Source organism: Pseudomonas sp. PME37.24/006 (assembly GCF_055556635.1).
On sequence record NZ_JBVHNL010000001.1, the window covers coordinates 674440 to 700411 of the forward strand.

Genomic DNA, 25972 nt, shown 5'->3' on the forward strand with positions numbered 1-25972 from the left:
GGTGAATGGTTGATTATCCCTAAGTGGCAATAATGTTTTGCATTCTGCCTGATTATCTCTGTTCACGTGTCTACTACACTCCCTCCCCATCGCTTTCCCATCAGGAGATTTTGGACATGATCAAGTCGCGCGCCGCCGTAGCCTTTGCGCCCAACGAGCCGTTGAAAATCGTCGAAGTGGATGTCGAGCCGCCCAAGGCCGGGGAAGTGCTGGTGCGCATCGTCGCTACCGGCGTTTGCCATACCGACGCCTATACGCTGTCCGGTGCCGATTCCGAGGGCGTATTCCCCTCGATCCTCGGCCATGAAGGTGGCGGCATCGTCGAAGCCATCGGCGAGGGCGTAACGTCGGTGGCCGTGGGTGACCACGTGATCCCGCTGTACACCGCCGAATGCCGCAAGTGCAAATTCTGTCTGTCCGGCAAGACCAACCTGTGCAGCTCGGTGCGCGCCACTCAGGGCAAGGGCCTGATGCCCGACGGCACCTCGCGCTTCAGCTACAACGGCGAGCCGATCTACCACTACATGGGCTGCTCGACGTTCTCCGAATACACCGTGCTGCCGGAAGTTTCCCTGGCGGTCATTCCGAAGGAAGCGCCGCTGGAGAAAGTCTGTCTGCTCGGTTGTGGCGTGACCACCGGTATCGGCGCCGTGCTCAACACCGCCAAGGTGGAAGAGGGCGCCACCGTGGCCATCTTCGGTCTGGGTGGCATCGGCTTGGCAGCGATCATTGGTGCGAAGATGGCCAAGGCCTCGCGCATCATTGCCGTCGACATCAATCCGGCCAAGTTCGACGTGGCCCGCGAGCTGGGTGCGACCGACTTCGTCAATCCGAAGGATTACGACAAGCCGATCCAGGACGTGATCATCGAGTTGACCGATGGCGGCGTGGACTACAGCTTCGAGTGCGTCGGTAACGTGCAATTGATGCGTGCCGCACTGGAATGCGCGCACAAGGGCTGGGGTGAGAGCGTGATCATCGGCGTGGCCGGTGCCGGTCAGGAAATCAGCACCCGTCCGTTCCAGTTGGTGACTGGTCGCGTCTGGCGCGGTTCGGCTTTCGGCGGCGTCAAAGGCCGCACCGAGCTGCCGAGCTATGTGGAAAAGTCGCAGAGCGGCGAAATCCCGCTGGATACCTTCATCACCCACACCATGGGCCTGGAGCAGATCAACGAAGCGTTCGATCTGATGCACGAAGGCAAGAGCATCCGCACCGTCATCCACTACTGATAGCTGCAGGCGACAAGCTTCAAGCAACAAGCGGCCTAGGCTGCCTGGTGCTTGCGGCTTGGCGCTGCTCGGAGGCCTTATGGAAATCGTTTCCAGCAACAAGAGCTTTGGCGGCTGGCACAAGCGTTATCGCCACCGCTCCACGTCGCTCAATTGCGACATGGTGTTCGCCGTCTACCTGCCGCCACAGGCTGAGAAGGGCGCCAACCTGCCGGTGCTGTATTGGCTCAGCGGACTGACCTGCACCGACGAGAACTTCATGCAGAAGGCCGGCGCTCAGCGCATGGCAGCCGAGCTAGGCCTGATCATCGTCGCGCCCGATACCAGCCCGCGCGGCGAGGGAGTGCCGGACGACGCCAGTGGCGCCTACGATTTCGGTCTGGGTGCCGGCTTCTACGTCAACGCGACGCAGGAGCCCTGGGCGCGCCATTACCGCATGTACGATTACGTGGTGCAGGAACTGCCGGCGTTGATCGAGGCCAACTTTCCGGTATCGGACAAGCGCGGCATCGCCGGGCACTCCATGGGCGGCCACGGGGCGTTGATCTGCGCGCTCAAGAATCCGGGCCGTTACGCATCGGTCTCGGCCTTTTCGCCCATCACCAATCCGCTGAACTGTCCGTGGGGCGAGAAGGCGTTTTCCAACTACCTGGGTGAAGACCGTTCGCGCTGGCGCGAGTGGGATGCCAGCGTGTTGATCGCCGATGCGACGGAGAAGTTGCCGATTCTGGTGGATCAGGGAGATCGTGACGATTTCCTCGATGGCCAGCTCAAGCCCCATGCGCTGGAAGCGGCGGCCAAAGCGGCCAACCATCCGCTGACCCTGCGCCTGCAGCCGGGGTATGACCACAGCTACTACTTCATCGCCAGTTTCATCGAGGATCATCTGCGCCATCATGCCGAGGCGCTGGCTCGCTGAATGAAAAAAGGCGCTGCCGGTTCAACCGGCAGCGCCTTTTTTCTGGGGCTACAGATCACTCACCCAGGCTGGATCTCAGCATCCAGGCATTCTGCTCGTGCACACCGATGCGCGCTACCAGCATGTCGTGGCTGAACAGGTCACCTGCTTCTTCCGCCAGTTCGGCGAATTCGCTCATGCGCCGAGCCACTGCTTCGTTGTCCTTCACCAACTCGGCGATCATCTGCGCAGTCGGCTTGTGGGGCGCCTCGTTGTCGATGACGGTGAGCGCGCGGAAGGTTTCCCCGCCGGTTGGCGCCAGTTTGCCCAAGGCACGAATGCGCTCGGCGAGCTCGTCAGCGGCCTGATGGATTTCGTTGTACTGCGCGTCGGTCAGCTTGTGCAGACCATAGAAGTTCGAGCCTTGCACGTTCCAGTGCACGCCCAGGGTCTTGACGTACAGGGTGTAGCTGTCCGCTACCGCCTTGGTCAGTGCTTCAGCGACCTTCTCGCGGGCAGCGCCATCGACGCTGGTATTGATGGCCAGGCCATCGCCCTTGAGTTTCTGCGCGCTGGCTTTCGCCTTGGGTTTTGCTGCTGCCGGTTTGCGTGCTACGGCCATGATGGTCTCCATGGTTGTTAGAAATGTTTTGCTACTTCTTGTCGACTATCGGTAGGGGGAGAACATTCCAACATTTTCTCGATAGAGAGTTTGCGAGGGCAGTGGAGGTGGTCGCTGCCTTGCGGTTTTCCTCTTCACGTCGCTTGTACGGTCGCGCGCTGACGCCATGAGCAACCCGTGCCGGAGCGCGGTGTTTTGCTCAACGTGGAGATCATTGAAAATGGGTAAGCAGGAATGCGTTTTATTCCATTGACCGCTCCAGCAGCCGGGCAAGTCCGCCTCAAGGTGTTCTTTCGGGTAGAATCGGCCTTTTTTGCGAGGGCATCGGTTCATGCGAATTGGCCATGGTTACGATGTGCACCGCTTCGGCGATGGGGATTTCATTACCCTGGGCGGTGTGCGTATCCCCCACAAGTTCGGCCTGGTTGCCCACTCCGATGGCGATGTGGTGCTGCATGCCCTTTCCGATGCCTTGCTCGGCGCCGTGGCGCTTGGTGACATCGGTAAGCATTTCCCGGACACCGACCCTAACTTCAAGGGCGCTGACAGCCGTGTGCTGTTGCGCCATGTGCTGGGGCTGATTCACGCCAAGGGCTGGAAGGTTGGCAACGTCGACGCCACCATCGAAGCTCAGGCGCCAAAGATGGCTCCGCATATCGAAGCGATGCGCCGGCTGATCGCCGAGGATCTGCAGATCGAACTGGATCAGGTCAACGTCAAGGCCACCACCACCGAGAAGCTGGGTTTCGTGGGCCGTGAAGAAGGTATCGCGGTGCATGCCGTGGCCTTGCTGGTCAGCGCATGACCGAACTGGAGCTGCTCGGCCCGCGGGCCTATGGCGAGCCCTGTGGGCAGGCGGTACTTAAGGCCGTCGCCGAGGATTTTCAGGTCGACGAAGTGCTGGATATCGAATTGTCCGGCGCAGGTGAGCATCTGTGGCTGTGGGTTGAAAAGCGTGAATTGAATACCGAGGAGGCGGCTATCCGCCTGGCGCGTGCCGCTGGAGTACCGGTGCGGATGATCAGCTATGCCGGGCTAAAGGATCGCCAGGCGCTGACTCGGCAGTGGTTCAGCCTGCATTTGCCCGGCAAGAGTGATCCCGATCTTGGCAAGGCGCAGGACGAAGCTTTGGTGATCCTCAAGCAGGTTCGCCACTCGCGAAAGTTGCAGCGCGGCGCCCATGCTGCCAATGGTTTCATCCTACGCCTGACTGCATTGCAGGCCGATCAGGCGGCGCTGGACGAGCGCCTGAAAACCATCGCCGCCCAGGGCATCCCCAATTACTACGGTGCTCAGCGTTTCGGTTACGAGGGCGGCAACGTCGCGCATGCCCGGCATTTTGCCGAGCGCAAGGAGCTGCCGGAAAAGCGCAATGTGCGTTCGCGGGTGCTTTCGGCCGCGCGTAGCTTTCTGTTCAACCGGGTACTGGCCGAGCGAGTCGCCGCCGGCACCTGGAACCAGGCGCAACCCGGCGACCTGCTGGCGTTCACCGACAGTCGCAGTTTCTTCGCCGCTGGTGAGGCCGAATGCCAGGATCCCCGTCTGGCCCAGCTGGACTTGCATCCGACAGGGCCGTTGTGGGGCGAGGGCGCATCGCCAGCAGGTGGGGCTACCCAACGTCTCGAACAGAGCATTGGCGATGCCGAGGCGCAACTGGCCATATGGCTCGCAGAAGCGGGCATGGCGCACGAACGTCGTATCCTGCGCCTCCCCATTAGCGGTTTGACGTGGCATTATCCCGAGCCTGACATTCTGCAACTGGAATTCGTCCTGCCGGCTGGATGTTTCGCCACTGCTTTAGTGCGCGAAATTGTCGACCTTTTGCCTGCAGGGCAGACGGACAACCCATGCGTATTCTGATTTCAAACGATGACGGCGTGGCCGCACCGGGCCTCGCCGCGTTGCACGCTGCGCTAGCCGATTACGCCGACTGCACGGTGATCGCTCCCGATGGGGATCGCAGCGGCGCGAGCAGTTCGCTGACGCTCGACCGCCCATTGCATCCGTGTACCTTGGCCAACGGCTACATCAGCCTCAATGGTACGCCGACCGATTGTGTGCACCTGGGCCTCAATGGCTTGCTGCCCGAGGTCGCCGATCTGGTCGTGGCCGGTATCAACATGGGCGCCAACCTGGGTGATGACGTGCTGTATTCCGGTACTGTGGCGGCCGCCCTCGAAGGCCGTTTTCTGGCTCGGCCGGCATTTGCCTTTTCGCTGCTCTCGCGTTCGCCCGAGAACATGTCGACCGCCGCCTATTTCGCCCGAAAATTGATCGAAGCCCATGAGCACCTCGACCTGCCACCGCGTACGGTCTTGAACGTCAATGTGCCAAACCTGCCGCTCGAGCGTATCCGTGGCGTGCAACTGACCCGGCTCGGGCACCGTGCCCGCGCGGCAGCGCCAGTGAAGGTGGTCAATCCGCGTGGCAAGGAGGGCTACTGGATTGCCGCGGCCGGCGATGTCGAGGACGGCGCTGAAGGAACCGACTTCCATGCCGTGATGCAGGGTTACGTGTCTGTTACGCCATTGCAGCTCGATCGTACTTATCAGGATGGCCTGAACCGCCTCAAACCATGGCTGGAGGGGCTGATGACATGAATCGGGAGCACGACCGCCACGGGATTGGCATGACCTCTCAGCGCACTCGCGAGCGCCTGATCCAGCGGCTTTACGATGAAGGCCTGTCGAACGCTCAGGTGCTCGAGGTGATTCGCCGCACGCCGCGCCACCTGTTCGTCGATGAAGCGCTGGCGCACCGAGCCTACGAAGATACGGCTTTGCCGATCGGCCATAACCAGACCATCTCGCAGCCCTATATGGTCGCGCGCATGAGCGAACTGCTGCTCGCCGCTGGCCCGCTGGACAAAGTGTTGGAGATTGGTACGGGGTCGGGGTACCAGACGGCGATTCTGGCTCAACTGGTCGAGCGGGTGTTCACGGTCGAGCGCATTCAGGGATTGCAGGAACGTGCCAAGGAACGTCTGGTCAAACTGAGCCTGCGCAACGTGGTGTTCCGCTGGGGTGATGGCTGGGAGGGCTGGCCTGCGCTGGCGCCCTACAACGGCATTATCGTGACGGCGGCTGCGTCCGAAGTGCCTCAGGCTCTACTGGATCAATTGGCCCCGGGGGGGCGTTTGGTCATCCCCGTCGGTACAGGCGACGTTCAACAACTGTTACTGATCATTCGCGAGGAACAGGGTTTCTCTCGGCACGTACTCGACGCAGTTCGGTTCGTGCCTCTGCTTAATGGCCCTCTGGCCTGATTCAATCGAACGGAAGGATGCATGAAGAAAACCTTGTTGCTGTATGCCAAAGGGATAGCGATGGGTGCTGTCGACGTGGTGCCCGGATTCTCCGGCGGCACCGTTGCCCTGATCACCGGTATATACGACAAGCTTCTCGCCTCGTTCGCCGCCATGCCCGAAGCGATCATGCTGTTCTTTCGCGGACGCATCAAGGATGCCTGGCAGGCCTGTAACGCCAGCTTCCTGCTGGTCGTCATGCTTGGCATCCTCAGCAGTATTTTCACCCTGGCGCGGGCGATCAGCTATCTGATGAGCGAGCACCCGGTGCCGTTGTGGGCGTTCTTCTTCGGTCTGGTGCTGGTGTCTGTCTATCTGGTGTGGCGCGAAGTCAGCGTGTGGCGCGCCAACAGGCTGGTCGGCTTCGCGATAGGGCTGGCATTTGCGCTGTGGATCACGCTCGCTGTGCCCATGCAGCTTTCCGCAGACCCGCTGATGCTATTCATTGCCGGTGCCATCGCTATCAGCGCGATGATTTTACCGGGCATCTCTGGCAGCTTCATTTTGGTGTTGCTGGGGCTTTACCCAGTCGTGTTGGGCGCAATCAAGAATTTCGATCTGGAGGTACTGGCGATATTTTGTGCTGGCTGTGTACTGGGGCTACTGATGTTCTCCAAGGTACTGAGCTGGTTGCTGGCGCACATGCGTGACTTGACCATGGCCTTTCTGGCCGGTCTGATGCTCGGCTCGCTGATCAAGGTGTGGCCATGGAAACAGACGCTTACCTGGCAAACCAACCGTCATGGTGAATCGTTTCCCCTTGAACAGGTCAATCTATTGCCTTGGCAATTCGCTGACGTCAGTGGTGAGGATGCGCAGTTGTTGCTGGCCATCGCTCTGAGTGGCTGCGCTATCGTGTTGGTGTTGGGTGTGGAATGGCTGGCGCGCCGTCGTCAGTTGGAAGAAGTCTGACGTTTCGGCGTTCGTTACAGGTCGCTCGAGGCCGTCTGCAAGGGAGATACGAGTGAGTTTCACAGCCAATCAAGGGCGCTATTGCTCGTACATGCTACGCAACCTGCTGGCTCTGGCAGTGTTGGGTACCGTGTTGACCGGTTGTGCCAGTTCGCACTCCGGTAATGTGCAGGTAGTTGATCGCAACAACGCTGCAGCACAGCGTCAACCGGTGACGTCTGGGCAATATCGTGTGCAACGAGGAGACACACTTTACTCGATCGCTTTCCGCTACGGCTGGGACTGGAAAGCGCTGGCTGCTCACAACGCAATTGCGGCCCCCTACATGATCCGCGTCGGCCAGGTGATTCGCTTCGGGTCGGGTAGCTCGAGCAGGCCGGTGGCGACTTCATCACCGTCTGCCAGCACTCCCGTCGTGACTACGCCAAGCCGGCCAACCACGCCGGTTCAGGCGCCTCCTGCGCAGACTACTACGCGGCCTTCAGCACCCGTCGTAGTAACGCCAGCGACCACGCCAGTGGAGCCCGTACAGCGCTCTGCATCGGGTTGGGCATGGCCTGCCAGTGGTGCGATTATCGGACGATTTTCCTCAAACGGTAGTTTGAATAAAGGCATTGATATAGCCGGGGAATTGGGACAGCCTGTCCTGGCTGCGTCTGGTGGATCCGTTGTCTACGCCGGGAGTGGGTTACGGGGCTACGGTGAATTGGTGATCATCAAACACAGCGATACCTACGTGAGTGCCTACGGTCACAACCGAAGGCTGTTGGTACGTGAGGGGCAGCAGGTCAAAGTCGGGCAACAGATTGCCGAGATGGGTTCCACGGGAACTGACCGGGTGAAGCTTCACTTCGAGATTCGCCGCCAGGGTAAGCCTGTAGATCCAATGCAATACCTGCCACGTCGTTGATCTGTCGCTCGTTCGCCCCTCATGTGGGATGGACGAGCTCAGGTGTTGCCAAGGAATAAGGCGCATCGGGGCTTGCTGGTCGAACTCAGCAAGGGACGGAATAATAAAATGGCACTCATTTCTAAAGAAGCGCCGGAGTTTGACATCGACGATGAAGTGCTCCTGATGGAGCCCGGCATCGATCTCGACGATGGGGCTGACGAGCAGGCAGGCAAAAAGACCACTGCACGTACCAAGGCCAAGCAATCCACCGGCAGCAAGCAGCACAAGCATATCGACTACACCCGGGCGCTAGACGCCACTCAGCTTTACCTCAACGAAATCGGTTTTTCCCCCCTGCTTACCCCGGAAGAGGAAGTGTTCTTCGCGCGTCTGGCGCAGAAGGGCGACCCTGCCGGCCGCAAGCGCATGATCGAGAGCAACCTGCGCCTGGTGGTCAAGATTGCCAGGCGCTACATCAACCGTGGGCTCTCCCTTCTAGACTTGATAGAGGAGGGCAATCTCGGTCTGATTCGGGCGGTTGAAAAATTCGACCCAGAGCGTGGTTTCCGGTTTTCCACCTACGCCACCTGGTGGATTCGGCAGACAATCGAACGGGCGATCATGAATCAGACTCGCACCATTCGTCTGCCCATCCATGTAGTCAAGGAGCTCAACGTCTACCTGCGCGCCGCGCGTGAACTGACGCAGAAGCTCGATCACGAACCGTCCCCCGAAGAAATCGCCAACCTACTGGAAAAGCCGGTGGGCGAAGTCAAGCGCATGCTCGGGCTCAATGAGCGCGTGTCCTCGGTGGATGTGTCGCTTGGCCCAGACTCCGACAAGACGCTGCTCGATACCCTCACCGATGATCGGCCTACCGATCCCTGCGAGTTACTGCAGGACGATGATCTTTCTCAAAGCATTGATCAGTGGCTCTCGGAGCTGACGGACAAGCAACGTGAAGTGGTGGTGCGCCGTTTCGGTTTGCGTGGCCATGAGAACTGTACGCTTGAGGAGGTTGGCCAGGAAATCGGTCTGACCCGTGAGCGGGTACGGCAGATACAGGTGGAAGCACTCAAGCGTCTGCGCGAGATCCTCGAGAAGAACGGCCTGTCTGCTGACTCTTTGTTTCAATAACCCCGGCCTGCCAGGCCTTTTATGCCAGTTGGCTCTGCTGACTGGCATTTTTATGGGGCGAGTGTTTGCTCTGGCAGCATGCCTGCAGATGCGCACGTAAAAAAACGGCGCCTAAGTAGGCGCCGTTTCTATGTTCATGCTCGAGCGATCACACCTGCTGCAGTTCTTGCAATTGCAGTAGAGCGTCCGACTGCGACTGCACCGCACGATACTGCTCGGCATCGCTACTCAGTACGGCATAAGGTGCTGGGAAGATTTCGTGCAGCTTGCTGCTCCACTCTGCCGAAGCCGTCTTCTCGGGGAAGCAGCGGCGGATCAGGTCGAGCATGATCGAGACTGTCACCGACGCGCCTGGAGATGCCCCTAGAAGAGCTGCAATGGAGCCGTCCTTGGCCGCCACCAGCTCGGTACCGAATTGCAGAATGCCGCCTTTTTTGGCGTCTTTCTTGATGATCTGTACACGTTGGCCGGCAATCTCCAGGCGCCAGTCACTGGCTTTGGCTTCCGGGTAGAAGCCGCGCAGCGTGTTGAGGCGTTGATCCTGGGACTGCATGACTTCCTTGACCAGGTAACGAGTCAAGTCGAAGTTGTCGCGAGCCACTGCCAGCATCGGGCCGATGTTGTTGAGGCGTACTGACATGGGCAGGTCGAGGAACGAGCCCTTCTTCAGGAATTTGGTGGTGAAACCCGCGTAGGGCCCGAACAGCAAAGATTTCTTGCCATCGACCACGCGGGTGTCCAGGTGCGGCACCGACATGGGGGGCGAGCCCACTTCGGCCTGGCTGTACACCTTGGCCTGGTGCTGGTTGACCACTTCAGGATTGTCGCAGCGCAGCCACTGGCCGCTGACGGGGAAGCCACCAAAACCCTTGCCTTCCGGAATGCCCGACATCTGCAACAGAGGCAGAGCACCGCCGCCAGCACCAAGAAACACGAACCGGGCCTGGATCTCACGGTGAGTGCCGTTTTTTTGATCCTTGGTGCTCACGCGCCAGCCTTGCTCGTTGCGCGTCAGGTCTGTAACTCGCTGGCTGCAGGTCACACTTGCGTTGCCCTGTAGCGCCAGGTAATCCAGCAGACTTTTGGTCAGCGCGCCGAAATTGATGTCGGTGCCATTGGCTACGCGGGTTGCTGCAATCGGCTCATTCGCGCTGCGGCCAGGCATCATCAGTGGCATCCACTGAGCCATGGTGTCGCGATCGTCGCTGTACACCATGTCTTCAAAGGCATGGTGTACACGCAGGGCTTCGAAGCGTTTCTTCAGATAATCGACACCTTTCTGGCCGCGCACGAAACTGAGGTGTGGAACCGAGTTGATAAAGGTCTTCGGCGAACCGAAGGTGCCTTTTTTGACCAGGTAAGCCCAGAACTGTTTGGATTCCTCGAACTGGGCGTTGATGCTCACCGCCTTTTTGATGTCGATGGAACCGTCAGCGGACTCGGGGGTGTAGTTGAGCTCGCACAGGCCAGCGTGGCCGGTACCTGCGTTGTTCCACGGGTTGGAGCTTTCCACCGCGCCGGAATCCATCGCTTCCACGATTTCCAGCTTGATGCCCGGATCGAGCTCTTTGAGCAGCACGGCCAGCGTTGCGCTCATGATGCCGGCTCCAACCAGCACTACATCTACAGCTTCGTAATCGTTCTGCGCCATTGCCACATCTCCAAAAAATCAGCGTCCAATCGATGGCCTTCGGCCTGGGCGTCGAGTGCGCCTGTCAGCGGTTGCAGAGCTGTCCTGGGGATCCGGGTGACGGGAGGGGGTCGCCTTGTCCTGCCGCAAGATGATTCATATGTTCGCCACACTCTTGTGAAGTTATTGAAACCGTTTTTTTCACGTTCTTTTGGAACGCGAACCTCAAAAGTTCATGTGCCTGTTGGGCCTTCCTCGGCGACAGATGTTCCGCGAAAACGCGAGAACCGCTGCATGGCGCGAAGAGGGCTGTCGATATCGAGCAGCACGAAGTGGGCGACTCTCTGTGGCGTTGCCGATGGCATGAAGTGCATCAGCGGTACGGCGAGGCCGATCAGGAGGCGTCCTTATAATCGGGGCGCGATTATAAGGCGAAAGTAAGAAAATTGATCGGCTGAGTATGACTTTTATTACGCACGCCGTTCGGCGCGCAAGCGTCGAGGTAGCTGTTCAACGCTGGATAAAGGCGCTTTCCGGGAGAGGCGAGTCAAGCCAGGTCAGGCGTTGTTCGTTGACCTCATACCATCTCGTAGGCCCCGGTGGCTGGGCGCTCTGTCGGAATGCACGGCAGATACCATGCTCGTCGAGGCAGGCAAAGATGCGGATTCGTGGGGGATTGGTGACGTTTTCCAGTCGTGTGCGCATCAAACAAACTTCCATCATGCAAAGCGACCAAAGTCTTATACCGGCAGCATGTGACAGGTACATGACCGGAACCGCGCTCACCCATTGCAGGTCGATTGGTTATACTTCGCGGCGCCTTATGCGCCCCCTCCATGGAGAACCGAATATGCATCGCCTGTTGTTTAGTCTGGTTGCCGTTATCAGTCTGGCTCTCGTCGGTTGTGCCCACAGCCCTCAACAACTCAGCCCGCAGCCCAAGCTCATCGGGTCTTTGACCCCAGTTGGTCAGGGCCAGCCTGTGGTCGTGCGTGTCGTTGACGGTCGCCCATCCCCGGTTCTGGGAACCCGTGGTGGGCTGTATCCGGAGACCAGCGCTATCAGCGTGACTGGCCAGGATGTACTGCCCAAGTTGCAGGCTCAGGCCGAAGCAGCGGTGCGCCTGTTGGGTTTCACTCCATCCGCTAACGCTTACAACGCGCCACAGCTGACCTTGACCCTGGCTGAGCTGAAATATCAGTCACCCAAAGAAGGTCTGTATGTCACCGAAGCTGACATGACTGCCACCTTCCGCGCCGACGTGCAGAACAGCAACCGTCGTTACAGCGGCCGCTACGGTGCATCCCTGAACCAGCGCTTTGGCATGGCGCCGAACCAGGAAACCAACACCAAACTGGTCAGTGACGTGTTGAGTGATGCGCTGACCCGAGCCTTCAAGGATCCGACCCTTTCGCAGATACTCAGCGGTCAATAAGTAAGTCGTGTTGCAAGAAAAAGCCCCGAGATATCGGGGCTTTTTCGTTTCTGCTGTCAGTGCCCAGCTATCAGAGAGGGATACCAGCCTTGATGCGATACTGATTGCGTACCGGCATGGCGTACTGCAGTACCAGATAGGGCTGCTGTTCGCTCGGGCAGTTGCTCAGGCGCTTTTGCCACTCCTCTTTGGCCGCAGCCAGTTCGTCAGTGTCGAACAATGCTTCGGCCGCCGGCACATCGAGCTGCGGATCACGTTCGCTCCACATGGCATACGCCAGGTAGTGCACGGGGAATAGGCGGTAGCCGGTGAGGATATGCGCATCGGTGATGATCGCCAGTTGTTTGGCATCCTCGAAACCGCTGGTCAGCGGATCGCCAAAGTGCACGTGTACACGGCCTTTGTAGCCGGTGATGCCTAGGGCGATGCTCTTGTCATCTTCGCCTGGTTGTTTGGTGTAGCTACCGGTGGTCGCACGGGTGTACAGCTCAAGGGCCTTGGCCTGGTCGCAAGGATCATACTCGTAGCTGATCGACACCGGCGTCAGCTTGAGGCTGCCGATAACCTCGGCGAATGGCTCGTCCTTGCGGCTCATGTGGAACATCTTGAGAATCGCCGAATCGGTGCGGTCGTCACCGTCTTTGGCTCGGCCTTCGGCTTGAGCGATCCAGATCGACTCGCCATCGTTGCGAATCGAGTGGCTGATGTAGGCTGACAGCAATTGGTAAGCCGCCAGCTTTTCTCGGCGGCCACTGATCGAGCGGTGCACGATAAAGCTTTTGTTCAGACGCATCAGGTCGCTGACGAAGGGTCTCTGCAGCAAGTTGTCGCCGATCGCGATGCGTGGCGTTTTCAGCCCCGCGTGGTAAACCGCGTAGTTGACGAAGGCCGGATCCATGACAATGTCGCGGTGATTGGCCAGAAACAGATAGGCACTGCCGGACTTGAGGGTTTCTACACCCGAGTAGGTTACGCCATCGGTGGCTTTCTCGACGGTACGGTCGACGTAGGGCTCGATGGTGTCCTGCAGCGCGCTCACCGAATTGATGGCGCGGAACTGCGACCGCAGTCGATGAGCTATAAGAGGTTTGAGCAGCCAGCCGAATGGTCCCGCCAAGCGCGGGAAACGAAACTGGGTAAGGATGTCGAGGAACGCATCGTCGGCCAACAGGCGCGCCAGAACGGCTGGAATTTCCGCGTCGGCGTAGGGTCGGATGCTATCGAATTCGCCCATCAATGATCTCTTGTGGTTGTCGCTGCGATTGAGAGGTTGAGCCCCTTCGAGGAGAGCGGTTGCTGTTCGAGCCTTTGAGGCGCAACGACAGCCGACCAGGGGGCAGCAATAGACCGCCGATTATACCCTGCAAGTCACAAGGAGGCGCCCTATGCTGGAAACACAGGATTACCAATGCCCTTATTGCGGTGAGCCGGTCGAAGCCGTACTGGATCTATCGGCGGGGGACCAGCAGTACATCGAGGACTGCCCGGTGTGTTGCCGGCCAATCGTCTTCTCGCTCAGTACCGATGGTGTGGATTGGCAACTGGACGTGCACGGAGAGAACGACTGATGAAGCGCATCTACGAGCCCCAGGATCTGATGGAGGGTGAGTTGTTAAAGGGCATGCTCGCCAGTGAAGGTATTCAGGTGCATCTGGTTGGCGGGCATCTGGTTGGTGCGGTAGGCGAGCTGCCGGCCTGTGGCTTGCTCGGGATGTTGGTTGAGGATGACGATGCTGAGCGCGCCCGTCAGTTGATCGGCGAGTACAATGGCGCGCAACCGCTGCCCGGTGACGAACCGGATAATTTTCAGGGTGTGTTGCTGTGTTAAGGCAGTGTCGCGCCCACTCCTCCTGATCGGGTCACTCATGAGTGGACGCTTTGCCCTGTTTCGCTGGACGCCTGCCTTTGCTGCGCTACCCGGTTTTCCCGTTGATCAACAGCCACACTGGAATTTTGCACCGGGCGCCCAGGTGCTGCTGCAGCGTGCCGACGGCGACCAGCGTTCGCTGGTGCGCGCTCGTTGGGGGCTGACGCCTCCCTGGCTCAAGGATTTGTCGAAAACGCCGGCTCATGCCCGCGCTGAGACGCTGGTCGATCAGCCCATGTTTCGCGAGGGCTTTCGCCTGCGTCGTGGTTTGATCCCGGCGAACGGCTTCTACGAGTGGCGCGGTGCCGCTCGCAAGCGGCCCTATTGGTTGAGTGGTCAGGACTCATTGCTTTTTTTCGCGGCCGTTTGGGAGGCCTACCCGGTCGAAGGGCATGTCTACCTCAGCACTGCCATGGTCACCCAGGCCGCCGCCACGCTGCGTCGCCCGCTGATTCTGAATGAGCAGGATCAACAGCGCTGGCTGGCCGTGGATACGCCAATGGAGCAGCTGCAGGCACTGCTCGTCGGTACGTCACCGGCACTGCGGGAACGCGTATTGAGCAACCTGGTCAATGATCCGAAGCTTGATGGCCCAGAGTGTCTTACGCCCGCCTGATCGCTCAACTTGCGAGCACCTCTAACAGCCCCTAGCATACGTCGCTCAGTTCTCAGGGAGATCCAGCATGAAATCGTCGTTGTCTTTCACTACTTTGGCTGCGGCCTTGCTGCTGGCGGGATGCCAGTCCGTTAACACCACCAGCGGTGGCGCAGTGGGTGTCGAGCGCAAGCAGTACATGTTCAGTGCGTTGTCGACCGATGAAGTCAACCAGATGTATGCCCAGTCCTACCAGCAGACGCTCAGCGAAGCGTCTACCCAGGGCGTGCTGGAGAAGAACAGCGCAGATGCTAAGCGTCTGCAGCGCATCGCCGACCGTTTGATCAAACAGGCGCCGCTGTTTCGTCCCGACGCCGCGCAGTGGCAGTGGGAGGTCAATCTGATCGACAGCCCGGAACTGAATGCCAATTGCGGCCCAGGCGGCAAGATCATTTTCTACACGGGCATCATCGACAAGCTGAAACTCACCGATGACGAGATCGCCGCGGTGATGGGCCACGAGATCGCCCACGCTTTGCGTGAGCATGGTCGCGAAGCGATGTCCAAGGCCTATGGTGTAAACCTGGCCAAACAGGGTGCTGCTGCGTTGCTGGGCGTAACGCCGGATAAGATGGCACTGGCTGACGCAGCGGTGAACTACGGTATGACGCTGCCCAACAGCCGCAGCAATGAGAACGAAGCCGACCTGATAGGCCTGGAGTTGTCTGCGCGGGGTGGATTCAACCCCAATGCGGCGGTCTCGCTGTGGGAAAAAATGGCCAAGGCCAGCGAGGGCTCGCCGCCTGAGTTCATGAGCACTCACCCGGCTTCCTCGAGCCGCATCGCGTCGCTGCAGGCCGCTATTCCCAAGGTGATGCCGCTTTATCAGCAAGCGAAGAAGTGATTTAGTGTCTGTTGCCGTCATTGGATGACAGGCTGTAGTGCAATGTTCAGTCGTTCGATGATAGCGGTGACTTGCGTCACCGCTAATGCGGGAGCGGTTAACTGCTTATAACACCACTCAGCAGCATCGCCTGGTAGGCCGCGTAGAGCGCCAGTGCCGCGAAGGCGGTAGCGGCCAGTCGACGAATCAGGTTGAGGGGCAGGCGATCTGCAGCGAAGTTGCCGGCCAGTACTACCGGTACGTTGGCGATCAGCATGCCCAAGGTGGTGCCGAGGACCACCATGATGAAGTGCGGATACTGGGCGGCGAGCATCACGGTCGCCACCTGGGTCTTGTCGCCCATCTCGGCCAGGAAGAAGGCGATCAGGGTGGTCAGGAACGGGCCGTAGCGTTTCAGGTTGGAGCTTTCGTCATCGTCGAGTTTGTCTGGAATCAGCGTCCACAGCGCCACGATGATGAACGAGGCGGCGAGTATCCAGCTTAGCAGCGCGGGAGAGAGTAGCCCCGCGACCCAGTTACCGACTGCGCCGGCCACCAGGTGATTGGCCAGGGTGGCGACCACCATGCCCCAGATGATCGGCCACGGCCTGCGGAAGCGCGCCGCCAGCAGCAACGCAAGCAGCTGCGTCTTGTCGCCGATTTCCGCCAGGGCAACGATCAGGGTGGGAACGAAAAGAGATTCCAGCATCAGGTTTCCTAAAGGGGCGGGTAGACACGGCTATGACACGTACAGCCTTCCCGCCCCGGGTAAGGTGTTCGTGTCATAGGTCTTGTCAAACCCTGCGCGGCACTCGTGCTTGCTGTGGCCGAGTGGCGCAGACCCGTCTTGGCGGGTCTTGGGTCGCACGCACCATGGTCAGCTGACCAAGTATGTTGATGCATGCCGGGCGAGCTGGCGCTCGCGGGAGACTACTCCCCTAGGACGCGCGCATTCTGCCCAAGTAGGGCGCGTTGGGCAAGGCCTGCGCCGCTGTGCCGCAGGCCCGACGCTTCAGCGGCTGAGCGCTTGGTAGATGCGGAAACCCTCGGCATCGGCCAGGGTGTGGCAGGTGCCGATATGTTGCTCGATCAGCGGCGGGTATTTGAGGAAGCGGTTGGCCACCAGGCGAATCTGCCCACCCTTGCGCAGGTGTTTGCCGGCCTGACGCAGCAAGTCTTCGCTGGCCTGGTAATGGGTATGCACGCCCTGGTGGAACGGTGGGTTGCTGAGGATTGCGCTCAGCTCGGAGGGCGCCGCAGCGATGCCATCACCGCTGATGACGTCTGCTTCCAGGCCGTTCGCGGCCAAGGTCAGGCGACTGCTGGCGACGGCAAACGCATCGACGTCCAGCAGCGTGACGTGGCTGTCTGGATAGCGGCGTTTGAGTACCGCACCGAGCACGCCGGCGCCACAGCCGAAGTCCAGCAAGTGGCCGCTCGGCAGCTCGCTCAGGTGTTCGAGCAGCAGGGCGCTGCCGATGTCCAGCCGGCCGTGGCTGAATACCCCGGGAAGGGTGATCACCTCGAGCAGTCCGTCATCGAGCTGCAGACTGTAGTGCTGCGCCAGCGTGGAGAGATCCGGGATGGCAGGGGCCTGCTCCACACGCACTTGCCACAACTGGCAGTGGCGGGCGCTGTCGAGCTTGCGCGGCGTGCCGTAGGCGGCCATCTGTTTGGCCGCGCGCTCGACACCAGCGCGCTTTTCGCCGACCAGGTAGAGCACGCCGCCTGGCAGACGGGCAGCCAGAGCGTCGAGCAGGTAACCGGTCAGCTCGCGCGACTTGGGCAGAAACAGCACGGCAGAGTCGAAGCTGGCCTGCGGCGGGGTCACCCCAAAGCTGCTGCGCTCGGCGAAGCGAGTTTCGAGTCGGCCGTGGTCGCCTGCGTGCCAGCTCCAGCCAAGGGCTTGTGGCAGTTGCCCGAGCAGGTCATCGGCCGGGAGCCCCGCGAGCAGTATCGGGCCGTTGAACAGCTCGGCCTGACGCAGCAGCACTTCACTTCGCGGATCCATGACATCTCCCCGGCAAAAGCGCGAAGGGTAGGGGCGCCGGCTTCAAGCTGCAAGCCCAAAGCTGCCAGCGAAGGGCAGAGCCTTTAGTTCACTTGGCGCTTTGCCTGCCCTGACAAAAAGCCTGCCGCATTTTCCGCCAGTTGCCCGACGATCCGCTGACGCGCCTCGCGGCTGCCCCAGGCGCTATGGGGCGTGATAATCAGGCGAGGAATGTCGGCAGCCAGCAACGGGTTGCCATCACGGGGCGGCTCCTGAGTCAGCACATCGGTGGCTGCACCGCCGAGTTTGCCTGCACGCAGGGCGTCGGCCAGGGCCTGCTCGTCGATAAGGCCACCACGGGCGGTATTGATCACGAAAGCACCGGGCTTGAGCAAGTCCAGCTCGCGGGCGGTAATCAGGTTGCGGGTCTGCTCGGTCAGCGGGCAATGCAGGGTCAGTGCATCGACCTGGGGCAGCAGTTCGTCCAGCGGCAGGCGATCCGCCCGCGGCGGGCGGCCTGGCAACTGCCCGTAGAGCACGCGCATACCGAAGGCTTCGGCGAGCCGGGCAACGGCACCGCCGAGTTCACCATGACCGAGCATGCCCAGGGTCTTGCCTTCGAGCTCGATGATGGGGTGGTCGAGCAGGCAGAACATCGGTGATTGCTGCCAGCGACCGGCGCGGATGTCACGTTGGTACTCCGTCAGGCTGGTGGCCAGGGCGAGCAGCAGCGTGAGGGTGTGCTGCGCGACCGAGGGCGTGCCGTAACCCTGGCAGTTGCAGACGGCGACGCCACGGGCCCGGGCGGCATCCAGGTCGACATTGTTGGTACCGGTGGCGGTTACCAGTACCAGCTCGAGATCCGGGCAAGCGGCGAGCACCGAGGCGTCGATCACTGCCTTGTTGACGATTGCCACGCGGGCGCCCTGCAGTCGTTCGGTGACCTGTTCCGACGTGCTCCGCTCGTGTAGTACCAACTCGGCGAACTGCTCACGCAGCGGAGTCATGTCCAGGTCGCCTAAGTCGAGGGAGCGATAGTCGAGAAATACTGCGCGGCCGGTTTTGCTCATCAGCTGTACCTTTTCTGGCGGTCTTGTTGGGAAGTAAAGTGCAGCCTATCAGAACCTGTTCGCTGTCTGCGGCAGCTTGACCCCCCCAAGGGTGAAGCTCGACCATTGAAGGCCGTCGACAGTTTGAAGCCCAATGCGGAGCCGCTATGTACTGGATGGAATTCTTCACCGTCGCCCTGATTCACCTGCTGGCCGTGGCCAGCCCCGGGCCGGACTTCGCCATCGTGGTGCGCGAAAGCGTGGCGCACGGTCGCCGCACGGGTGTGTTCTGCGCGCTGGGCGTAGGCATGGGGATTTTCGTTCACGTGGCGTATTCGCTGCTGGGGATCGGCCTGATCGTTTCCCAGTCCATCGTGTTGTTCAATGCCTTGAAGTGGTTGGCTGCCGCCTACTTGTTATACATCGGTTTCAAGGCGCTACGTGCCAGGCCGGCGACTGCGGATGCCGCGCAGAATCAGGCTCCAGCGGTTGCGCGAACGCCTCGCGGGGCCTTCGTCACGGGTTTCGTCACCAATGGCCTGAACCCCAAGGCGACGCTGTTCTTCCTGTCGCTGTTTACCGTGGTGATCAACCCACACACCCCGCTGCTGGTTCAGGGCGGTTACGGTGTCTACCTGGCCGTGGCCACCGCACTGTGGTTCTGCCTGGTCGCAATGCTGTTCAGCCATCAGCGGGTGCGTGATGGCTTTGCCCGCATGGGCCACTGGTTCGATCGCCTGATGGGCGCCGTGCTGGTCGGCCTGGGTATCAAACTGGCCTTCACCGAGTTGAAGTGAAGAGCGCAGGAGCGCTCCTCCTTCACTGAGCGCTAGATGATTTCCACGGCGATTGCCGTCGCCTCGCCACCTCCAATGCACAGCGAGGCGATGCCGCGCTTACCACCGGTTTGGCGCAGTGCGTTGATCAGCGTGATGATGATCCGCGAGCCGGTCGAGCCTACCGGGTGACCTTGGGCGCAAGCACCGCCGTAGATGTTCACCTTGGCATGATCGAGGCCGTGTTCACGGATGGCCAGCATGCTGACCATGGCGAAAGCTTCGTTGATCTCGAACAGGTCGACCTGGTCTTTCTGCCAGCCGGTTTTGCGCAGCAGGTTGCTGATGGCGCCGATCGGGGCGAGGGTGAACTCGCTGGGATCCTGGCTCTGCGTTGCGTGGGCGACGATTCGAGCCAGCGGCTTGAGACCGCGCGCCTCGGCCTGCTCGGCACTCATCAGCAGCAGCGCGCTGGCGCCATCGGAGATCGAGCTTGCGTTGGCTGCAGTGATGCTGCCGTCCTTGCTGAAGGCCGGCTTCAGGCTAGGAATGCGGTCGATTCTGGCATTTAGCGGTTGCTCGTCTTCGCTCACCTGTACGTCGCCCTGGCGGGTCGTCAACGTGACAGGTGCGATCTCTTCCGCTAGCAAGCCCGAGGCCATGGCTTGCTGTGCGCGGCGCAACGATTCGATGGCATAGGCATCCATGGCTTCGCGGGTTATGCCATAGCGATCCGCGGTTTCCTGGGCGAATGAACCCATCAGGCGGCCCGTGCGGGCGTCCTCCAGGCCGTCGAAGAACATGTGATCCTTGACCTCACCATGGCCCATGCGCAGGCCACCACGCGCCTTCGGCAGAAGATACGGGGCGTTGGACATGCTCTCCATGCCGCCGGCGATCATTACCTCGTTACTACCAGCCTTGATCAGGTCGTGGGCCAGCATCACCGCTTTCATGCCGGAACCACAGAGTTTGTTGAGGGTGGTGCAGCCTGTGGCGCTGGGCAGGCCGGCGGCCAATGACGCCTGGCGTGCCGGCCCCTGTTTGAGGCCCGCGGGCAGCACGCAGCCCATGATCACTTCCTGCACATCGGCTGGCGCGATACCGGCTTTGGCTACCGCTGCGCGGATCGCGGTAGCGCCTAGCTCCACGGCGCTGACTGTCGACAGGCTGCCCTGGAAGCCCCCCATAGGCGTGCGTGCGCCGCTGACGATGACAATATCTGACATGCTTTTACCTCGATCTTCAGGAATGGGGCGAAACAGGCACTGTGGTCTTGGGCTAGGGTTGAAAAGTCATCCTATCGACTAATTTGAGCGGGTTCGTGCTCGCGGTACTGTCGGCCGAGATGCCAAGACACACCCTGGTTTCGCTTCATATCGTCGCTACCCACAATAGTCCATAACAGGTGAGCCCATGCTGCAGACCCGCATCATTCCTCCCGCTGCCAATGCCCATCAATACCCGCTACTGATCAAGCACCTGCTGTTCTCTGGCTGTCGCTATGAGAAAACCCGCGAGATCGTCTATCGCGACACCTTGCGCTACAGCTACGCGACCTTCGCCGAGCGGGTGGCGCGTCTGGCCAACGTGCTGGGTCAGGCAGGGGTCAAGGCTGGGGATACGGTGGCTGTGATGGACTGGGACAGCCACCGCTATCTGGAGTGCATGTTCGCGGTGCCGATGATCGGTGCGGTGCTGCATACCATCAATATTCGCCTGTCACCCGAGCAGATCCTCTACACCATGAACCACGCCGACGACCGTTTCGTACTGGTCAACAGTGATTTCGTGACGCTTTACCAAGGCATTGCCGATCAGCTCACCGGTGTCACCGGCACGCTACTGCTGACCGATGGTGACGACTCCCGTGCAGAGCTGCCAAACCTGGTTGGCGAGTACGAAACACTGCTGGCGGCTGCCAGCCCGGCATACGAATTCGCCGACTTCGATGAGAACTCGGTGGCCACTACCTTCTACACCACGGGGACAACCGGCAACCCCAAGGGTGTGTACTTCACCCATCGCCAGTTGGTGCTGCACACTCTGTCCATGGCTTGCACCGTCGGCAGCCTGGACAGCATCCGCCTGATGGGTAGCGATGATGTGTACATGCCGATCACGCCGATGTTCCACGTACATGCCTGGGGCGTACCCTATGTCGCCACCTTGCTGGGGGTGAAGCAGGTCTATCCGGGGCGTTACGAGCCGGAAATGCTCTGCAAGCTGATCAAGGGTGAGCAGGTGACCTTCTCCCACTGCGTGCCGACCATTCTGCAGATGCTGCTCAGCGCCCCCGGTGCCCAGGGTTACGATTTCAAGGGGCTGAAGATCATCATCGGTGGCAGCGCCCTGAATCGCGCGCTGTATGACGCAGCCAAGACCAGCGGCATCCAGCTCACTGCAGCCTATGGCATGTCGGAAACCTGCCCGCTGATTTCCTGTAGTTACCTCAACGAGGAGTTGCTTGCCGGCAGTGAAGACGAGCGCATCACCTATCGCATCAAGGCCGGCATCCCGGTGCCCCTGGTGGAGGCGGCGATCATGGACGCCGACGGCCAGCGACTACCAAACGATGGCGAAACCCAAGGTGAACTGGTATTGCGCTCCCCCTGGCTGACCCAGGGCTACCACCGCGAGCCGGAAAAGAGCGAAGAGCTGTGGGCGCATGGCTGGATGCACACCGGCGATGTGGCGACCCTGGACGCCATGGGCTTCATCGACATTCGCGACCGCATCAAAGATGTGATCAAGACCGGTGGTGAGTGGATCTCCTCGCTGGAGCTGGAAGACCTGATCAGTCGCCATCCTGCAGTGCGTGAAGTCGCGGTGGTTGGCGTGGCCGATCCGCAGTGGGGCGAGCGGCCGTTCGCGCTGGTGGTGGCGAAGGAGGGGCAGGCGCTGGACGCTAGAATTCTCAAGGAGCACCTCACGCCTTTCGTCGAACAAGGCCACATAAACAAGTGGGCCATTCCCACTCAGGTCGCGCTTGTTACCGAAGTTCCCAAGACCAGTGTGGGCAAGCTGGACAAAAAGCGTATTCGCGTCGACATCGGGCAATGGCAGGCGGCAGGAAGTGAGTTTCTGTCGACCCTGTAAGGCACGAATTTCAACGCCAAAAATGTGACTGATCAGTCAAACAAGCGTTTGGCTTGCTAATTGCTGGTTTCAAGCCATTCTTGGCTTGTCACGGATGGGACTGATCCGTCGAAACCTGCGAGCCAGAGTGTCTCGAGCACTGTAAAGCACTCTTTAGGGTGATCACTTGGCAAAGCTCGCTGGCTATAGTCAATCAGCCATAACAAAAACAAATGGAGTAGCGTCGATGACCAACACAACAAGGCCGTTCTGGCGTCTGGCAAAACTGCCGCTGGCCGTCAGCCTCGCATCAGCTCTCGCCAGTCCGGCATTCGCCGTCAATTTCAATATCGGGGAGATCGAAGGGCAATTCGATTCGTCGCTGTCGGTAGGGGCCAGTTGGTCGACGTCCAAAGCTGATAGCAACCTGATCGGTTCCAATAATGGTGGCGATGGCCTATCGCAGACTTCCGATGATGGTCATCTGAATTTCAGACGCGGGAAAACCTTTTCGAAAATCTTCAAAGGTATCCATGACCTCGAACTCAAGTATGGTGATACCGGTATTTTCGTCCGCGGTAAGTACTGGTACGACTTTGAGCTCAAGGATGAAGGCCGCGAGTTTAAAGATATTAGTGATTCCAATCGCAAAGAGGGTGCAAAGTCCTCTGGTGCCGAACTGCTCGATGCATTTGTTTACCACAACTACTCCATTGCTGATCAGCCAGGTTCGGTTCGCTTAGGCAAGCAGGTGGTGAGCTGGGGGGAGAGCACTTTCATTCTGAATAGTATCAATGCGATCAACCCCATCGATGTATCTGCATTTCGCCGCCCGGGAGCCGAAGTCAAAGAAGGTCTGATTCCGGTCAATATGTTCTACGTTTCGCAAAGTCTGACCAACAACCTGTCAGTCGAAGCGTTCTATCAATTGGAGTGGGATCAGACCGTAGTCGATAACTGTGGAACCTTCTTCTCGCAAGCTGATATCGCGGCAGATGGTTGTAACAATAACCTGGCGGTCTTATCGCCGGCATTGGGGCAGTTTTCACCCATAGCTGCGGGAGCGGGCTTTGGTTACCAAACAACTTCTGAAGGCGTCATCGTCCCTCGTTCTGGTGATCGCGATGCGCGAGATAGTGGTCAGTGGGGAACTGCGTTCAGATACTATTTCGAGCCGCTTGATACAGAGTTTGGCGCCTATTTCATGAACTACCACAGCCGGGCGCCTATTTTTAGTGCGCAGGGGGCCCCAGGGGCAGCTTATGCTGCAGCTACGGGGGTCGGACAAGCTGTAGGTGGTGCAGTTGCTGGGCAACTCATCGCGCAATGTGCTGCTTTGCCTCCTGCTAACCAACCAGCATGCTTTGCGGCCATTCCGGCTGCTGCAGCTGCAGCAGGCAGCGGTGCAGCGAGCGGGTTGGTAGCGGGTAATAGCAACTACTTCATGGAATATCCCGAAGATATTCAACTGTATGGCCTTAGCTTCTCTACCACCTTGCCTACTGGTACTGCTTGGAGTGGTGAACTCAGCTACCGGCCTAATGCGCCAGTACAACTGAATAGTACCGATATTCTTTATTCGGGTCTGACCCCGTTGGATCCGGATGTTTCGGTTCTCCCGGGCACCCCGGGTATGGATCAGCATGGTTATCGTCGCAAGGAAATCACTCAGTTCCAGACAACGTTGACGCACTTCTTCGACCAAGTAATGGGAGCGTCGCGCTTTACTCTGGTTGGTGAGCTCGGGGTAACTCATGTTGGCGGTTTGGAAAGTACTGACAAAGCACGTTACGGCCGCGATCCAGTATATGGCCCAGGCCCTTTACCTAATAACAGGTGTGCAACTCTGAACCAAAGTACTTTGGGCGGTGCTAGTGGCAAGAATGTTAGTCGCTACTGTGAGAATGACGGTTTCGTTACCAGCACCTCGTGGGGCTATCGCGCGCGCGCCATCTGGGAATATCCGGATGTTTTCGCTGGCGTGAACCTCAAACCCAATGTCGCCTGGTCTCATGACGTTAGTGGCTACGGCCCTAATGGTTTGTTCACTGAAGGTGCCAAGGCGGCTAGTCTCGGTCTGGATGCCGAATATCAGAACACCTATACCGCAAGCTTGGCTTATACAGACTTCTTCGGTGGCAAATACAACACTCTGGTTGACCGCGACTTCCTGGCCCTCAGCTTCGGTATGAGCTTCTAAGCGCCCGTATTCATAGGAAAATGCATTTATGAACACAACAAAAAGACTGTTACAGACCGGCGCTCTGACCTTGTCGCTGCTGGCCTGTGGCGTGATGGCGGCAGTGTCTTCGGACGAGGCGGCCAAGCTGGGTAGCACGCTGACGCCGCTCGGTGCAGAGAAGGCTGGTAATGCTGATGGCAGCATCCCAGCATGGACCGGCGGGTTGCCGGTCAATGCGGGCGCCGTAGACGCTGGTGGGTTCCTGGCTGACCCGTTCCCTAACGAGAAGCCACTGTTCATCATCACGGCGCAGAACGTCGAGCAGTACAAAAACAAGCTCACACCTGGGCAATACGCGATGTTCAAGCGTTACCCGGAAACCTATCGCATGCCGGTGTTTACGACCCATCGGACGGCAACGGTTCCGGACAACATCATCGCTGCGACCAAAAACAATGCGACGAATACCACACTGCTGCCAGGCGGTAGTGGTTTGCAGAACTTCCAGATGGGCAATCCATTCCCCATCCCCAAGGACGGTCTAGAGGCGATCTGGAACCACATCACCCGCTACCGTGGTGCCAGCGTGCAGCGCAACGTGGTGCAGGTAACGCCGCAGGCCAATGGCTCGTTCAGCCCGGTCAGCTTGCAGGAGGAGTTTGCTTTCCGTGCGCAGATGCCCGGTGTTGATACCAGTCAGCCGAGCAATATCCTGTTCTACTTCAAGCAGCGGGTAACGGCGCCTTCGCGTCTGGCCGGCAACGTGTTGCTGGTGCATGAGACTATCGACCAGGTGAAGGAGCCGCGCATGGCGTGGCTGTACAACGCCGGCCAGCGTCGCGTGCGTCGTGCACCGCAGGTGTCCTATGACGGCCCGGGTACTGCAGCCGATGGCCTGCGTACCTCGGACAACCTGGATATGTACAACGGTTCGCCGGATCGTTATGACTGGCAGTTGCTGGGCAAGAAGGAAATCTACATTCCTTACAACAGCTACCGCATTGATTCGCCGAAACTGAAGTACAGCGATATCGTCAAGGCTGGGCACTTGAACCCGGATCTGACCCGCTATGAGCTGCACCGCGTCTGGCATGTGACCGCTACCTTGAAGCAGGGCGAGCGCCACATCTACGCCAAGCGCGACTTCTACATCGACGAAGATACCTGGCAAGCTGCTGCCATCGATCACTACGATGGTCGCGGCACACTGTGGCGTGTAGCTGAGTCTCACGCTCAGTATTACTACGACAAGCAAGTTCCCTGGTATGCCGTGGAGGCCATTTATGACCTGCTGTCCGGGCGTTACTTGGCTCTGGGTCTGAAGAACGAAGAGAAGCGTGCTTACCAGTTCGACTTCCCTGCTAAAGAAAGTGATTACACGCCGGCAGCGTTGCGTCAGTCTGGCGTTCGCTGATCCAGGTGAGTGATGGAAAAGCCGGCCTTGGGGCCGGCTTTTTCTTGCCTGCTGCAAATGTTTTGTATCGAACAGGAGT

The 25972-nt window shown here is 59.5% G+C and carries 25 protein-coding genes and 1 riboswitch; of the genes, 18 read left to right on the forward strand and 7 right to left on the reverse strand.

Translation table 11 applies throughout. From position 1 onward, the window contains the following. The first annotated feature begins 116 nt into the window (after positions 1-116). Both ACZ3GY_RS03095 and fghA read left to right on the forward strand, forming a co-directional pair. A complete protein-coding gene (locus tag ACZ3GY_RS03095) occupies positions 117-1229 on the forward strand; it encodes an S-(hydroxymethyl)glutathione dehydrogenase/class III alcohol dehydrogenase (RefSeq protein WP_225834662.1) in 1113 nt (370 codons plus the stop codon). 79 nt (positions 1230-1308) lie between these two features. Beyond that, the gene (gene fghA, locus ACZ3GY_RS03100) at positions 1309-2148 is read left to right on the forward strand and encodes an S-formylglutathione hydrolase (protein ID WP_465908904.1); all 840 of its coding nucleotides are present in this window, start codon (positions 1309-1311) and stop codon (positions 2146-2148) included. A gap of 55 nt (positions 2149-2203) precedes the next feature. On the opposite strand, the gene ACZ3GY_RS03105 is transcribed toward fghA, so the two are convergent. Continuing rightward, positions 2204-2749 (reverse strand): Dps family protein, encoded by a 546-nt coding sequence (locus ACZ3GY_RS03105; protein ID WP_465908905.1) that lies wholly within the window; start codon positions 2747-2749, stop codon positions 2204-2206. Between the two features lie 331 nt (positions 2750-3080). Between ACZ3GY_RS03105 and ispF the strand changes: the two genes are divergently transcribed. The 7 genes from ispF (at position 3081) to rpoS (ending at position 8994) form a co-directional block, all read left to right on the forward strand. Next, on the forward strand, positions 3081-3554 hold the full coding sequence (gene ispF, locus ACZ3GY_RS03110; RefSeq protein ID WP_465908907.1) for a 2-C-methyl-D-erythritol 2,4-cyclodiphosphate synthase: 474 nt from the start codon (positions 3081-3083) through the stop codon (positions 3552-3554). Next, on the forward strand, positions 3551-4609 hold the full coding sequence (truD, locus tag ACZ3GY_RS03115) for a tRNA pseudouridine(13) synthase TruD (RefSeq protein ID WP_465908908.1): 1059 nt from the start codon (positions 3551-3553) through the stop codon (positions 4607-4609). Before ispF ends, truD begins: the two co-directional genes overlap by 4 nt. Further along, on the forward strand, positions 4597-5349 hold the full coding sequence (gene surE / locus ACZ3GY_RS03120; RefSeq protein ID WP_465908909.1) for a 5'/3'-nucleotidase SurE: 753 nt from the start codon (positions 4597-4599) through the stop codon (positions 5347-5349). The genes truD and surE overlap by 13 nt, the downstream gene beginning before the upstream one ends. A 29-nt stretch (positions 5350-5378) precedes the next feature. Beyond that, the gene (locus ACZ3GY_RS03125; RefSeq protein WP_225839846.1) at positions 5379-6014 is read left to right on the forward strand and encodes a protein-L-isoaspartate(D-aspartate) O-methyltransferase; all 636 of its coding nucleotides are present in this window, start codon (positions 5379-5381) and stop codon (positions 6012-6014) included. A gap of 21 nt (positions 6015-6035) precedes the next feature. Continuing rightward, the gene (locus tag ACZ3GY_RS03130; protein WP_465908910.1) at positions 6036-6965 is read left to right on the forward strand and encodes a polyprenyl-phosphate transporter; all 930 of its coding nucleotides are present in this window, start codon (positions 6036-6038) and stop codon (positions 6963-6965) included. Between the two features lie 91 nt (positions 6966-7056). Further along, complete coding sequence (locus tag ACZ3GY_RS03135; RefSeq protein WP_465909221.1) at positions 7057-7875, forward strand: peptidoglycan DD-metalloendopeptidase family protein; 819 nt, start codon at positions 7057-7059, stop codon at positions 7873-7875. 108 nt (positions 7876-7983) lie between these two features. Continuing rightward, complete coding sequence (gene rpoS, locus ACZ3GY_RS03140) at positions 7984-8994, forward strand: RNA polymerase sigma factor RpoS (protein WP_463563885.1); 1011 nt, start codon at positions 7984-7986, stop codon at positions 8992-8994. A gap of 148 nt (positions 8995-9142) precedes the next feature. Here rpoS and mqo read toward each other — a convergent pair whose 3' ends face one another. Next, positions 9143-10645, reverse strand: coding sequence for a malate dehydrogenase (quinone) (gene mqo / locus ACZ3GY_RS03145; protein WP_465908911.1), 1503 nt, complete (start codon positions 10643-10645; stop codon positions 9143-9145). An 829-nt stretch (positions 10646-11474) separates the two neighbouring features. On the opposite strand from mqo, the gene ACZ3GY_RS03150 reads away from it, so the two are divergent. After that, on the forward strand, positions 11475-12059 hold the full coding sequence (locus ACZ3GY_RS03150) for a YajG family lipoprotein (RefSeq protein ID WP_463563887.1): 585 nt from the start codon (positions 11475-11477) through the stop codon (positions 12057-12059). 70 nt (positions 12060-12129) lie between these two features. Here ACZ3GY_RS03150 and ACZ3GY_RS03155 read toward each other — a convergent pair whose 3' ends face one another. Continuing rightward, the gene (locus ACZ3GY_RS03155) at positions 12130-13296 is read right to left on the reverse strand and encodes a 1-acyl-sn-glycerol-3-phosphate acyltransferase (protein ID WP_465908912.1); all 1167 of its coding nucleotides are present in this window, start codon (positions 13294-13296) and stop codon (positions 12130-12132) included. Between the two features lie 148 nt (positions 13297-13444). Here ACZ3GY_RS03155 and ACZ3GY_RS03160 point away from each other — a divergent pair, with 148 nt between their 5' ends. The 4 genes from ACZ3GY_RS03160 (at position 13445) to ACZ3GY_RS03175 (ending at position 15425) form a co-directional block, all read left to right on the forward strand. Continuing rightward, on the forward strand, positions 13445-13627 hold the full coding sequence (locus ACZ3GY_RS03160; RefSeq protein WP_463563889.1) for a CPXCG motif-containing cysteine-rich protein: 183 nt from the start codon (positions 13445-13447) through the stop codon (positions 13625-13627). Beyond that, complete coding sequence (locus ACZ3GY_RS03165; RefSeq protein ID WP_463563890.1) at positions 13627-13887, forward strand: putative signal transducing protein; 261 nt, start codon at positions 13627-13629, stop codon at positions 13885-13887. Before ACZ3GY_RS03160 ends, ACZ3GY_RS03165 begins: the two co-directional genes overlap by 1 nt. 37 nt (positions 13888-13924) lie before the next feature. Beyond that, positions 13925-14542: an SOS response-associated peptidase gene (locus ACZ3GY_RS03170; protein ID WP_463563891.1), complete on the forward strand. Its 618-nt coding sequence runs from the start codon at positions 13925-13927 to the stop codon at positions 14540-14542. 67 nt (positions 14543-14609) lie between these two features. Then, a complete protein-coding gene (locus ACZ3GY_RS03175; protein ID WP_463563892.1) occupies positions 14610-15425 on the forward strand; it encodes a M48 family metallopeptidase in 816 nt (271 codons plus the stop codon). A 97-nt stretch (positions 15426-15522) separates the two neighbouring features. Here ACZ3GY_RS03175 and ACZ3GY_RS03180 read toward each other — a convergent pair whose 3' ends face one another. The 3 genes from ACZ3GY_RS03180 to ACZ3GY_RS03190 all read right to left on the reverse strand — a co-directional run bounded on the left by ACZ3GY_RS03180 (position 15523) and on the right by ACZ3GY_RS03190 (position 18464). Then, positions 15523-16110 (reverse strand): TMEM165/GDT1 family protein, encoded by a 588-nt coding sequence (locus ACZ3GY_RS03180; protein ID WP_465909222.1) that lies wholly within the window; start codon positions 16108-16110, stop codon positions 15523-15525. Positions 16111-16200: 90 nt separating this feature from the next. After that, positions 16201-16355, reverse strand: a riboswitch (yybP-ykoY riboswitch). Positions 16356-16416: 61 nt separating this feature from the next. Continuing rightward, positions 16417-17415, reverse strand: coding sequence for a methyltransferase (locus ACZ3GY_RS03185; protein WP_463563893.1), 999 nt, complete (start codon positions 17413-17415; stop codon positions 16417-16419). An 83-nt stretch (positions 17416-17498) separates the two neighbouring features. Next, positions 17499-18464: a 2-hydroxyacid dehydrogenase gene (locus ACZ3GY_RS03190; protein ID WP_465908913.1), complete on the reverse strand. Its 966-nt coding sequence runs from the start codon at positions 18462-18464 to the stop codon at positions 17499-17501. Positions 18465-18610: 146 nt separating this feature from the next. Here ACZ3GY_RS03190 and ACZ3GY_RS03195 point away from each other — a divergent pair, with 146 nt between their 5' ends. After that, positions 18611-19240: a LysE family transporter gene (locus ACZ3GY_RS03195; RefSeq protein WP_463563895.1), complete on the forward strand. Its 630-nt coding sequence runs from the start codon at positions 18611-18613 to the stop codon at positions 19238-19240. Positions 19241-19272: 32 nt separating this feature from the next. On the opposite strand, the gene ACZ3GY_RS03200 is transcribed toward ACZ3GY_RS03195, so the two are convergent. Further along, entirely contained in the window at positions 19273-20448 is a 1176-nt protein-coding gene (locus ACZ3GY_RS03200) for a thiolase family protein (RefSeq protein ID WP_465908914.1), read from the reverse strand. Positions 20449-20635: 187 nt separating this feature from the next. Here ACZ3GY_RS03200 and ACZ3GY_RS03205 point away from each other — a divergent pair, with 187 nt between their 5' ends. The 3 genes from ACZ3GY_RS03205 (at position 20636) to ACZ3GY_RS03215 (ending at position 25893) form a co-directional block, all read left to right on the forward strand. Next, positions 20636-22318, forward strand: a complete 1683-nt coding sequence (locus ACZ3GY_RS03205) for a fatty acid--CoA ligase (protein WP_465908915.1) — start codon at positions 20636-20638, stop codon at positions 22316-22318. Between the two features lie 226 nt (positions 22319-22544). Then, the gene (locus tag ACZ3GY_RS03210) at positions 22545-24497 is read left to right on the forward strand and encodes a DUF1302 domain-containing protein (RefSeq protein ID WP_463563898.1); all 1953 of its coding nucleotides are present in this window, start codon (positions 22545-22547) and stop codon (positions 24495-24497) included. A gap of 28 nt (positions 24498-24525) precedes the next feature. Continuing rightward, positions 24526-25893, forward strand: coding sequence for a DUF1329 domain-containing protein (locus ACZ3GY_RS03215; protein ID WP_465908916.1), 1368 nt, complete (start codon positions 24526-24528; stop codon positions 25891-25893). Positions 25894-25972 lie beyond the last annotated feature (79 nt).

Excerpts from the sequence above, each read along its gene's own strand:
- ACZ3GY_RS03095 (WP_225834662.1), top strand. The coding sequence starts at position 117 with ATGATCAAGTCGCGCGCCGCCGTAGCCTTTGCGCCCAACGAGCCGTTG.
- fghA (WP_465908904.1), top strand. The coding sequence starts at position 1,309 with ATGGAAATCGTTTCCAGCAACAAGAGCTTTGGCGGCTGGCACAAGCGT.
- ACZ3GY_RS03105 (WP_465908905.1), bottom strand. The coding sequence starts at position 2,749 with ATGGCCGTAGCACGCAAACCGGCAGCAGCAAAACCCAAGGCGAAAGCC.
- ispF (WP_465908907.1), top strand. The coding sequence starts at position 3,081 with ATGCGAATTGGCCATGGTTACGATGTGCACCGCTTCGGCGATGGGGAT.
- truD (WP_465908908.1), top strand. The coding sequence starts at position 3,551 with ATGACCGAACTGGAGCTGCTCGGCCCGCGGGCCTATGGCGAGCCCTGT.
- surE (WP_465908909.1), top strand. The coding sequence starts at position 4,597 with ATGCGTATTCTGATTTCAAACGATGACGGCGTGGCCGCACCGGGCCTC.
- ACZ3GY_RS03125 (WP_225839846.1), top strand. The coding sequence starts at position 5,379 with ATGACCTCTCAGCGCACTCGCGAGCGCCTGATCCAGCGGCTTTACGAT.
- ACZ3GY_RS03130 (WP_465908910.1), top strand. The coding sequence starts at position 6,036 with ATGAAGAAAACCTTGTTGCTGTATGCCAAAGGGATAGCGATGGGTGCT.
- ACZ3GY_RS03135 (WP_465909221.1), top strand. The coding sequence starts at position 7,057 with ATGCTACGCAACCTGCTGGCTCTGGCAGTGTTGGGTACCGTGTTGACC.
- rpoS (WP_463563885.1), top strand. The coding sequence starts at position 7,984 with ATGGCACTCATTTCTAAAGAAGCGCCGGAGTTTGACATCGACGATGAA.
- mqo (WP_465908911.1), bottom strand. The coding sequence starts at position 10,645 with ATGGCGCAGAACGATTACGAAGCTGTAGATGTAGTGCTGGTTGGAGCC.
- ACZ3GY_RS03150 (WP_463563887.1), top strand. The coding sequence starts at position 11,475 with ATGCATCGCCTGTTGTTTAGTCTGGTTGCCGTTATCAGTCTGGCTCTC.
- ACZ3GY_RS03160 (WP_463563889.1), top strand. The coding sequence starts at position 13,445 with ATGCTGGAAACACAGGATTACCAATGCCCTTATTGCGGTGAGCCGGTC.
- ACZ3GY_RS03165 (WP_463563890.1), top strand. The coding sequence starts at position 13,627 with ATGAAGCGCATCTACGAGCCCCAGGATCTGATGGAGGGTGAGTTGTTA.
- ACZ3GY_RS03170 (WP_463563891.1), top strand. The coding sequence starts at position 13,925 with ATGAGTGGACGCTTTGCCCTGTTTCGCTGGACGCCTGCCTTTGCTGCG.
- ACZ3GY_RS03175 (WP_463563892.1), top strand. The coding sequence starts at position 14,610 with ATGAAATCGTCGTTGTCTTTCACTACTTTGGCTGCGGCCTTGCTGCTG.
- ACZ3GY_RS03185 (WP_463563893.1), bottom strand. The coding sequence starts at position 17,415 with ATGGATCCGCGAAGTGAAGTGCTGCTGCGTCAGGCCGAGCTGTTCAAC.
- ACZ3GY_RS03190 (WP_465908913.1), bottom strand. The coding sequence starts at position 18,464 with ATGAGCAAAACCGGCCGCGCAGTATTTCTCGACTATCGCTCCCTCGAC.
- ACZ3GY_RS03195 (WP_463563895.1), top strand. The coding sequence starts at position 18,611 with ATGTACTGGATGGAATTCTTCACCGTCGCCCTGATTCACCTGCTGGCC.
- ACZ3GY_RS03200 (WP_465908914.1), bottom strand. The coding sequence starts at position 20,448 with ATGTCAGATATTGTCATCGTCAGCGGCGCACGCACGCCTATGGGGGGC.
- ACZ3GY_RS03205 (WP_465908915.1), top strand. The coding sequence starts at position 20,636 with ATGCTGCAGACCCGCATCATTCCTCCCGCTGCCAATGCCCATCAATAC.
- ACZ3GY_RS03210 (WP_463563898.1), top strand. The coding sequence starts at position 22,545 with ATGACCAACACAACAAGGCCGTTCTGGCGTCTGGCAAAACTGCCGCTG.
- ACZ3GY_RS03215 (WP_465908916.1), top strand. The coding sequence starts at position 24,526 with ATGAACACAACAAAAAGACTGTTACAGACCGGCGCTCTGACCTTGTCG.